This window comes from Micromonospora sp. NPDC049580 (assembly GCF_040675595.1).
Lineage (GTDB): Bacteria > Actinomycetota > Actinomycetes > Mycobacteriales > Micromonosporaceae > Micromonospora.
Map to the genome: position 1 here is coordinate 1 of NZ_JBFAPG010000268.1, position 8,654 is coordinate 8,654.

The 8,654-nt window shown below is 71.3% G+C and carries 7 protein-coding genes; 2 read left to right on the forward strand and 5 right to left on the reverse strand.

Going from position 1 to position 8,654, the window contains the following annotated elements; all coding sequences use genetic code 11:
• Positions 1 to 94: 94 nt before the first annotated feature.
• The 3 genes from AB0J68_RS20500 to AB0J68_RS20510 form a co-directional block, all read right to left on the reverse strand.
• Entirely contained in the window at positions 95 to 1,036 is a 942-nt protein-coding gene (locus tag AB0J68_RS20500) for an acyl-ACP desaturase (protein ID WP_354856035.1), read from the reverse strand.
• Positions 1,037 to 1,107: 71 nt separating this feature from the next.
• Positions 1,108 to 2,436 carry a histidine--tRNA ligase gene (gene hisS, locus AB0J68_RS20505; protein ID WP_363939960.1) on the reverse strand — a complete coding sequence of 443 codons (1,329 nt, stop codon included), beginning with the start codon at positions 2,434 to 2,436 and terminating at the stop codon, positions 1,108 to 1,110.
• 72 nt (positions 2,437 to 2,508) lie between these two features.
• Positions 2,509 to 3,219: an MBL fold metallo-hydrolase gene (locus AB0J68_RS20510; protein WP_355065755.1), complete on the reverse strand. Its 711-nt coding sequence runs from the start codon at positions 3,217 to 3,219 to the stop codon at positions 2,509 to 2,511.
• Positions 3,220 to 3,485: 266 nt separating this feature from the next.
• Between AB0J68_RS20510 and AB0J68_RS20515 the strand changes: the two genes are divergently transcribed.
• Together AB0J68_RS20515 and AB0J68_RS20520 are read left to right on the forward strand one after the other, a co-directional pair.
• The gene (locus tag AB0J68_RS20515; RefSeq protein WP_355136356.1) at positions 3,486 to 4,364 is read left to right on the forward strand and encodes a peptidylprolyl isomerase; all 879 of its coding nucleotides are present in this window, start codon (positions 3,486 to 3,488) and stop codon (positions 4,362 to 4,364) included.
• A gap of 59 nt (positions 4,365 to 4,423) precedes the next feature.
• A complete protein-coding gene (locus tag AB0J68_RS20520) occupies positions 4,424 to 5,263 on the forward strand; it encodes a peptidylprolyl isomerase (RefSeq protein ID WP_354856031.1) in 840 nt (279 codons plus the stop codon).
• A gap of 69 nt (positions 5,264 to 5,332) precedes the next feature.
• Here the strand turns inward: AB0J68_RS20520 and AB0J68_RS20525 are convergent, their stop codons facing one another.
• Positions 5,333 to 7,861 carry a RelA/SpoT family protein gene (locus tag AB0J68_RS20525; protein WP_363939963.1) on the reverse strand — a complete coding sequence of 843 codons (2,529 nt, stop codon included), beginning with the start codon at positions 7,859 to 7,861 and terminating at the stop codon, positions 5,333 to 5,335.
• Between the two features lie 169 nt (positions 7,862 to 8,030).
• The gene (locus tag AB0J68_RS20530) at positions 8,031 to 8,597 is read right to left on the reverse strand and encodes an adenine phosphoribosyltransferase (RefSeq protein WP_354856029.1); all 567 of its coding nucleotides are present in this window, start codon (positions 8,595 to 8,597) and stop codon (positions 8,031 to 8,033) included.
• Between the last annotated feature and the right edge of the window lie 57 nt (positions 8,598 to 8,654).

Sequence of the window (8,654 nt, forward strand, 5' to 3'; positions counted from 1 at the left end):
TTATTGCCCCGACACGCCGACGAGGCGGGCAATTACTTCATGATCAACGGAGTGTGGCGGGTGGGGTGGGGGCGCGGGGTGGGGTGGGGTGGGGTTAGCGGAGGGCTAGGCGGGCTGCTCGGGCGTCGCGCTTTTCTTCGAAGCGAGCCGCCGCGTTCTCCAGGGCCTCCAGCTGGGCCGCGAGCTGTTCGCGGGCGGCTTCGCCGTCGGCGTCGAGGCCGGTCACGTTGAAGACGTCCCACTGGCGCAGCACCGGCTGCAACACCTCGTCGCGGTGCTGGCGCAGGTCGTAGATGCCCGCGAGGGCGATCGCCACCGACTTGCGGGCGAAGCCGTCGATGCCGTTGCCGGGCATCTGGAAGTTGGCCACCACGTCGGCGACCGCCCGCATGGCCTGGCTCGGGGCCAGCTCGAACGCGGCGGCGAGCAGGTTGCGGTAGAAGACCATGTGCAGGTTCTCGTCGGCGGCGACCCGGGCCAGCAGCGCCTCGCAGGCGGGGTCGCCGGTGGCCTTGCCGGTGTTGCGGTGCGAGATGCGGGTGGCCAGCTCCTGGAACGAGACGTACGCCAGCGAGTGCAGCACCTCGTCGTCGTGCACGTTGACGTAGCCCGCGGACATGTGGGTCATCCGGGCGCGCTCCAGCGCCACCGGGTCGACCGCCCGGGTGACGGTCAGGTAGTCGCGGATGGCCGTGCCGTGCCGGCCCTCCTCCGCGGTCCACCGGTGCACCCAGGTGCCCCACGCGCCGTCTCGGCCGAACAGGGTGGCGATCTCGTGGTGGTACGAGGGCAGGTTGTCCTCGGTCAGCAGGTTGACGATCAGCGCGGTACGGGCGACGTCCGGGATGGTCGAGTCGGTCGGCGACCACGCCTCACCGTTGAGCGGCCCGTCGAACGTGCGACCCTCGCTCCACGGCACGTACTCGTGCGGGAACCACTCCTTCGCCAGCGAGAGGTGGCGGTCCAGGTTGCGCGCGACGACCGGCTCCAGCTCGACGAGCAGGGCGGTCTGGCTCAGTGTGGTGCTCACGGTCACGAGTAACTCCCTACGGTGGCGTAACTTACGCTACCGTAGGTCCCCGCGGCCGTCCGCGCCAGTCGTGACACTCAACCGACCTTCGGCTTCAGGTCCTCCCGGGGCGGCGCCCACTCCCTCGCGTCGGCCGTGACCTGCTCACCCGAGCGGATGTCCTTCACCTCGTCCGGAGCGCCGTCGGCCCCCGGGAACCAGACGTACGGGATGCCGCGCCGCTCGGCGTAGCGGATCTGCTTGCCGAACTTCGCCGCGCTCGGCGACACCTCGGTGGCGATGCCCCGCCGGCGCAGCGCCGACGCGATCCGGCCACTGGCCGGGCGCTGCTCCTCGTCGGCCAGGGCCACCACGACACAGGTGGGCACCGAACGGGAGACCGACAGCTCCCCCGCGCCGAAGAGCAGCCCGAGCAGCCGGGTCACGCCGATCGAGATGCCCACCCCGGGGTACGAGGTGGCGCCGGCGCTGGCCAGGTTGTCGTACCGGCCGCCGGAGCAGATCGAGCCGAAGCGCTCGTAGCCGCGCAGCTGGGTCTCGTAGACGGTGCCCGTGTAGTAATCCAGGCCACGGGCGATGCGCAGGTCCGCCACGCAGAGGCCGGGCGAGTGCTCGGCGGCGGTGTCCACCACCCGGACCAGCTCCTCGACGCCCTCGTCGAGCAGCGGGTCGGTCACCCCGAGCGCCCGGATGGCGTCGGCGAACGAGGCGTCCGGGGCGGAGATCTCGGCCAGCGCCAGGCACGCCTTGGCCTGCGCCTCGCTCGCCCCGGCGGTCTCGGCCAGCAGCTCGGCCACCTTCGCCGGGCCGATCTTGTCGAGCTTGTCGACGGTGCGCAGCGCCGCCTCCGGGTCGGTCACCCCGATGCCGCGGAAGAAGCCCTCCCAGATCTTGCGGTTGTTGACCTGGATGGTCACCGGCGGGATGGGCAGGGCGCGCAGCGCGTCCCCGATGACCAGCGGCATCTCCGCCTCGTGGTGCGGGGCCAGGGTGTCCCGGTCGATGATGTCGATGTCGGCCTGGACGAACTCCCGGTAGCGGCCCTCCTGCGGGCGCTCACCCCGCCACACCTTCTGGATCTGGTAACGACGGAACGGGAAGTGCAGCTTGCCGGCGTTCTCCAACACATACCGGGCGAACGGCACGGTCAGGTCGAAGTGCAGGCCGAGCTGGTCGTCGCCACCGGATCCCTCGGCGTCGGCGTGCAGCCGCCGGACCACGTAGACCTCCTTGGAGGTCTCGCCCTTGCGCAGCAGCTGGTCCAGTGGCTCCACGGCGCGGGTCTCCAGCGGCGCGAACCCGTACAGCTCGAAGGTGTCCTGGATCTTGCCGAGCACGAACTGCTCGATCATCCGCTGGCCGGGGGTCCACTCCGGGAAACCGGAGATGGGCGTGGGCTTGCTCATCGGCGTACTCCTTGCGATCCCGCGCCCGCGGCGCGGTGGTGTCGTGGGTCCGCGCGCGGCGCGGACGAAGAACTAGAGGCCCCGGGTGGGAGCGGCCGGCGCCGCGCCGGCCACCTCGATGAGGTACGGGTTGCTGGCGCGCTCGCGGCCGATGGTGGTGCTGGGGCCGTGCCCGGGCAGCACGACGGTGTCGTCGGCCAGCGGGAGGATCTTGTCGCGCAGGCTGGTGAGCATCGCCGGCATGCTGCCGCCGGGCAGGTCGGTGCGGCCGATCGAGCCGGCGAAGAGGACGTCGCCGGAGAGGCAGATCTCGTCGGCCTCCCACCCCGACCCGGCGCCGGGCAGCCGGAACAGCACCGACCCGCCGGTATGGCCCGGGGCGTGGTCGACGGCGATCTCCAGGCCGGCGAGCGTGAGGGTCGCGCCGTCGGTCAGCTCGGCCACGTCCTCCGGCTCGGTGTAGCTCAGCCGGCCACCGAAGAGCGAGGTCAGATCGGTCGACAGGCCCTTGGCCGGGTCGGCGAGCATCTCCCGGTCGCCGGGGTGCACGTACGCGGTGATCCCGCGCGCACCGCAGACCGGCGCCACCGAGAACGTGTGATCCAGGTGGCCGTGGGTGAGCAGCACGGCGGCCGGATGCAGGCGGTGCTCGGCGAGCAGCGCGTCGAGCTGGTCGAGCACCCCGATGCCGGGATCGACCACCACGCACTGCTCCCCCGGCGCGGTGGCCACCACATAGCAGTTGGTGCCGAAGGCGTCCGCGGGAAAGCCGGCCACGAGCACGGGCGCTGTCCTCTCCGTCGAGCTGTCGTCCTGCCCAGCAGCCTAACCGGCGGGGCGAGCGCGTTTGCCGCGTCCGCCCCCGAGGCCCCATCCGACACAGTGACATCGCACGATATGGGCTGCTGGCGGCGGGGTGGACCTCGTACACCACATTCCCAGTCACTAGCCGTACACTCTGGCGGGCGTGTGGCGTGGCACACGCGAGCCCGGACGGGCCGGGGTACCCGGCCGCCGGTGACGACCAGGCAGAGGAAAGGGGAGCACCTGTGGCTTCCAGCAGGGACCGGCAGCGCAAACTGGCGCGGGCCAAGCTCGACCGGCAGCTGGCTCGCCGGGCCGCCGCCACGCGGCGCCGCCGGCAGATCCAGGCCGGTGTCGGCGCCTTCCTGGTCCTCGCGGTGATCGTGGCCGGCTCGGCCTGGGCGCTCGGGGCGTTCGACTCCGATCCGAAGAAGAACACCGCCGCGGAGGACACCTGCCTCTGGACGCCGCAGGACGCGACCGCCAACACCAACCTCAAGGACGTCGGCACGCCGGCGACCAAGGGCCTGCCGACCGACGGCACCCGGGCGATGACGGTCACCACCAACCAGGGTGCGCCGATCACCGCCGAGCTGAACCTGGCCAACTCCCCCTGCGCCGCGGCGAGCATCGCCCACCTGGCGAGCCGGTCGTTCTACGACAACACCAAGTGCCACGAGATCACCGCCGACGGCGCGCTGCGCTGCGGTGACCCCAGCGGCACCGGCCTCGGCGGGCCGACCTACTCGTTCTACGACGAGGACGTGCCGACCGTGCCGTCGGCGTCGCCGTCGGCCAGCCCGGCGCCCGGTCAGCCGCCGACGTACCCCAAGGGGACCGTCGCGATGATCTCCAACCCGCCCGGCACCAACGGCAGCCAGTTCCTGATCTTCTTCAAGGACTTCACGACCACGGACCCGAAGTACCCGGTGATCGGCAAGGTGACCGGTGGGCTCGACGTGGTCGAGAAGATCGGTGCCCTGCCGACCGTGGACAATGGGACCGGGGCCAAGGTCAAGCCCAAGACCGACGTGGTGATCCAGAGCCTCACGGTCGGCGAGCCGGTCACCGGCGCGGCACCGGCGCCGTCCGGTGCACCGGCCAGCAGCCCGAGCGCCGGCTGACCGGTCGCCCCACCCCACCCGAGCGGCACCCCGCAGCAAACAGCCAGGAGGATCCAGGCGTGACGTCCACCAGAGAGCGGCAGCGCGCGGCGGCACGCGCCCGACTCGAGAAGGAGATGGCCGAGCGCTCGGCCAAGGCCCGCAAGCGCCGCCAGACGCAGGCGATCGTCGGCGCGGCGGCCGTGCTGGTGCTCGTGGTCGCCGGCACCGTCTGGCTGGCCACGACCCTCGGCGGCGACGACGACAAGAGCGACACCGCCGCCTCGGCGCCCGGCGCCAGCGAGTGCGTCTACAACGCGATGCCCGCCGACCAGCGGCCCCCGCAGATCAAGGACGTCGGGGTGCCCAGCAACCAGCAGTCCGCCAAGGGCGTGCAGACCATGACGATCACCACCAACCTGGGCCCGATCACGGCCAAGGTCGACCGGTCGCAGGTGCCGTGCACGGCGGGCGCCTTCACCTACCTCGCGGAGAAGAACTTCTTCGACAACAGCAAGTGCCACCGCCTGGTGACCGAGGGCATCAAGGTGCTGCAGTGCGGTGACCCGAGCGCCACCGGCAAGGGCTGGCGGGACACCGACGGCACGGGTGGCCCGAGCTTCCGGCTGCCGGAGGAGAACCTGCCCACCGACAAGCGCCCGCCGTACCCGGAGGGTGTCATCGCGATGGCCAACTCCGGTCAGCCGGGCAGCACCGGCAGCCAGTTCTTCATCGTCTACGGCGACTCGCCGCTGGACCCGGCGTACACGGTGCTGGGCACCGTCACCGGCGGCATGGACATCGTCAAGGACGTGGCCAAGGCCGGCGACGACGGGGCGTTCGCGCAGCAGGCCGGTGGCGGCCACCCGAAGAAGGAGGTCACGATCACCGACCTCACGATGAGCCCGCCGCAGGGCTGACACCCGCACGAGACGAGGAAGCGCCCGCCGGCTGAGCCGGCGGGCGCTCTCGTGTGCGGGGTACGGTGTTCAGGCGCCCGAGGTGACCCGGTACGCGTCGAAGACCCCGTCGACCTTGCGGACGGTGGCCAGCAGGTGGCCCAGGTGCTTCGGGTCGGCCATCTCGAAGCTGAACCGGCTCACCGCCACCCGGTCGCGGGTGGTGGTGACGGTGGCGGACAGGATGTTGACCCGCTCGTCGGAGAGCACCCGGGTGACGTCGGCGAGCAGCTTGTGCCGGTCCAGTGCCTCGACCTGGATCGCCACCAGGAACGTGGAGGCGGACGTGAGCTTCCAGCTCACCTCGACCACCCGCTCGGCCTGGGCCCGCAGGTCCTCGGCGTTGGCGCAGTCGTCGCGGTGCACGCTCACCCCGCCGGAGCGGGTGACGAAGCCGAACACCGAGTCCGGTGGGACCGGGGTGCAGCAGCGGGCCAGCTTGATCCACACGTCGCTGACGCCACGGACCACCACGCCGGGGTCGCTGCTGCTCTGGCGGCTGCGCGGCGGCCGGGTGGCGACGGCGGTCTCGGCGATGTCCTCCGCCGCGCCCTCCTCGCCGCCGTACGCGGCCATCAGCTTCTGCACCACCGACTGCGCGGAGACCTGACTGTCGCCGACCGCCGCGTACAGCGACGCCACGTCGGCGAGGTGCAGGTCCCGGGCGATCGACATCAGCGCGTCGGAGGTGAGCATCCGCTGCAACGGCATGCCCTGCTTGCGCATCGCCTTGACGATCGCGTCCTTGCCGGCCTCGATCGCCTCCTCGCGCCGCTCCTTGTTGAAGTACTGGCGGATCTTCGTGCGGGCGCGCGGGCTCTTGACGAAGCCCAGCCAGTCCTGTGTGGGGCCGGCCGTCTCGGACTTCGACGTGAAGATCTCGATCACGTCGCCGTTGGACAGCGTCGATTCCAGCGGCACCAGCTTGCCGTTGACCCGCGCGCCGATGCACTTGTGCCCCACCTCGGTGTGCACCGCGTACGCGAAGTCCACAGGCGTCGACCCGGTCGGCAGCGGGATGACGTCACCCTTCGGGGTGAAGACGTACACCTCCTGGCTGGACAGGTCGAAGCGCAGCGCGTCCAGGAACTCGCTCGGGTCGGCCGCCTCCCGCTGCCAGTCCAGCAGCTGCCGCAGCCAGGTCATCTCGTCGATGTGCGCCGGCGGGCCGACGATCTGGGTGCCCTTGTGCTCCTTGTACTTCCAGTGCGCGGCGATGCCGAACTCCGCGGTGCGGTGCATCGCGTACGTGCGGATCTGCATCTCCACCGGCTTGCCGGTGGGCCCGATGACCGTCGTGTGCAACGACTGGTACATGTTGAACTTGGGCATCGCGATGTAGTCCTTGAACCGCCCCGGCACCGGCTGCCAGTTGGCGTGGATCACGCCGAGCGCCGCGTAGCAGTCCCGCACGGTGTCGACCAGGATCCGGACGCCGACCAGGTCGTAGATGTCGTTGAAGTCGCGACCCCGCACGATCATCTTCTGGTAGATCGAGTAGAGGTGCTTCGGCCGCCCGGTCGTCTCCGCCTTGATCTTGGCGGCCTTCAGGTCGGTGCCGACCTTCTGGGTGACCTGCCTCAGCAGCGACTCCCGCTGCGGCTGGTGCTCCCCGATCAGCCGGTTGATCTCCTCGTAGCGCTTCGGGAACAGGGTGCCGAAGGCCAGGTCCTCCAGCTCCCACTTGATCGTGTTCATACCGAGCCGGTGCGCCAGCGGCGCCAGGATCTCCAGCGTCTCCTTGGCCTTCTGCTCCTGCTTGGGGCGGGGCAGGAAGGTCAGGGTGCGCATGTTGTGCAGCCGGTCGGCCAGCTTGATCACCAGCACCCGCGGGTCCTTGGCCATCGCCACGACCATCTTGCGGATCGTCTCGGCCTTGGCGGCGTCGCCCAGCTTGACCTTGTCCAGTTTGGTGACACCGTCGACCAGCAGGGCGACCTCGCCGCCGAAGTCGGCGCGCATCGCGTCGAGGGTGTACTCGGTGTCCTCGATGGTGTCGTGCAGCAGCGCGGCCACCAGCGTGGTGGTGTCCATCCCCAGGTTGCCGAGGATGGTGGCGACGGCGAGCGGGTGGGTGATGTACGGGTCGCCGGACTTGCGGTACTGCCCGGAGTGCCACCGCGCCGCCGTGTCGAAGGCGCGCTGGAGCAGCCGCGCGTCGGCCTTCGGGTGGTTCTCGCGGTGACTCGCGATGAGCGGCTCCAGCACCTCGCTGACCTGCGAGGTCTGCCAGGGCGCGTTGAACCGGGCCAGCCGGGCGCGCACCCGCCGACCGGTGGGCGCGTTGGACAGCCCGAAGCCACCGCTCGGCGACGGGTCGACGCCGGCGTCGGTCGGAAACGGGACCACGACCCCGTCGGCGCCCGGGGACGCCTCCGTGGTGGCGCTCGCCGTGACCCCGGTCGGAGCCGTCGCGTCGTCGGCAGGAGCCCTGCCGGAGCCGTTGTCGGTGCCCGTCACCCGGGCCGGCGCGTCGCCGTTCCGGTCGGTCACCGAGCCGTCAGCGTCGCCTGTCGGGTGCACCGTGCCCTCCGCCGGAGGGACGACATCGTGGGACACCGGCCTCCTCACCGCTCGCCGGAAACACACCGGCCGAACATCGGCCGGCCTGGTCTCGCGTCGCCGGACGGTGTACCGCCGGCGTCAGCAAAGGGCAATGCTACCCGCACGGACGGTCCCCTGCCGCTCCGCCGGACGGTCGGCGCGACCTCCGCCCGGTGGGCCGGGTTCAAACGGTCAGCAGGGCATGGACCGGACGCGGCGCCAGCCGTTCCCGCGCGCCCAGGAAGCCGAGCTCCAGCAGCACGGTGAAGCCGGTGACCGTCCCGCCGGCCCGCTCGACCAGGTCCAGCGTCGCCTCGGCGGTGCCGCCGGTGGCCAGCACGTCGTCGACGACAAGCACCCGGTGGCCGGCGGTGAAGGCGTCCTCGTGCACCTCCAGGGTGGCCTCGCCGTACTCGAGGGCGTACGACACCGAGTGCGCCGGGCGGGGCAGCTTGCCCGCCTTGCGCACGGGCACCACGCCCACCCCGGCCGCGTACGCGACAGCTGCCGCGACGACGAAGCCGCGCGCCTCGATGCCCACCACGACGTCGAAGCCGTCCCGCCCGTGGTACGCGACGATCTCGTCGACCACCTCGCGGAACGCCTTCCCGTCGGCGAACAGCGGCATCAGGTCCTTGAACAGGACACCGGGCTGGGGAAAGTCCGGCACGTCCAGCACCCGGCTGGCCACCAACCGGGCGGCCTCCGGGCCGCTGTCCCCGCGCGCCGCGGTGCTGTGGGTCTCCGTCACGGCTGTCTCGTTTCCCTTCCCACGACGACGGCGTCCGGCATGCTGTGCGAGCAGCAT

Excerpts from the sequence above, each read along its gene's own strand:
- hisS (WP_363939960.1), bottom strand. The coding sequence starts at position 2,436 with ATGAGCAAGCCCACGCCCATCTCCGGTTTCCCGGAGTGGACCCCCGGC.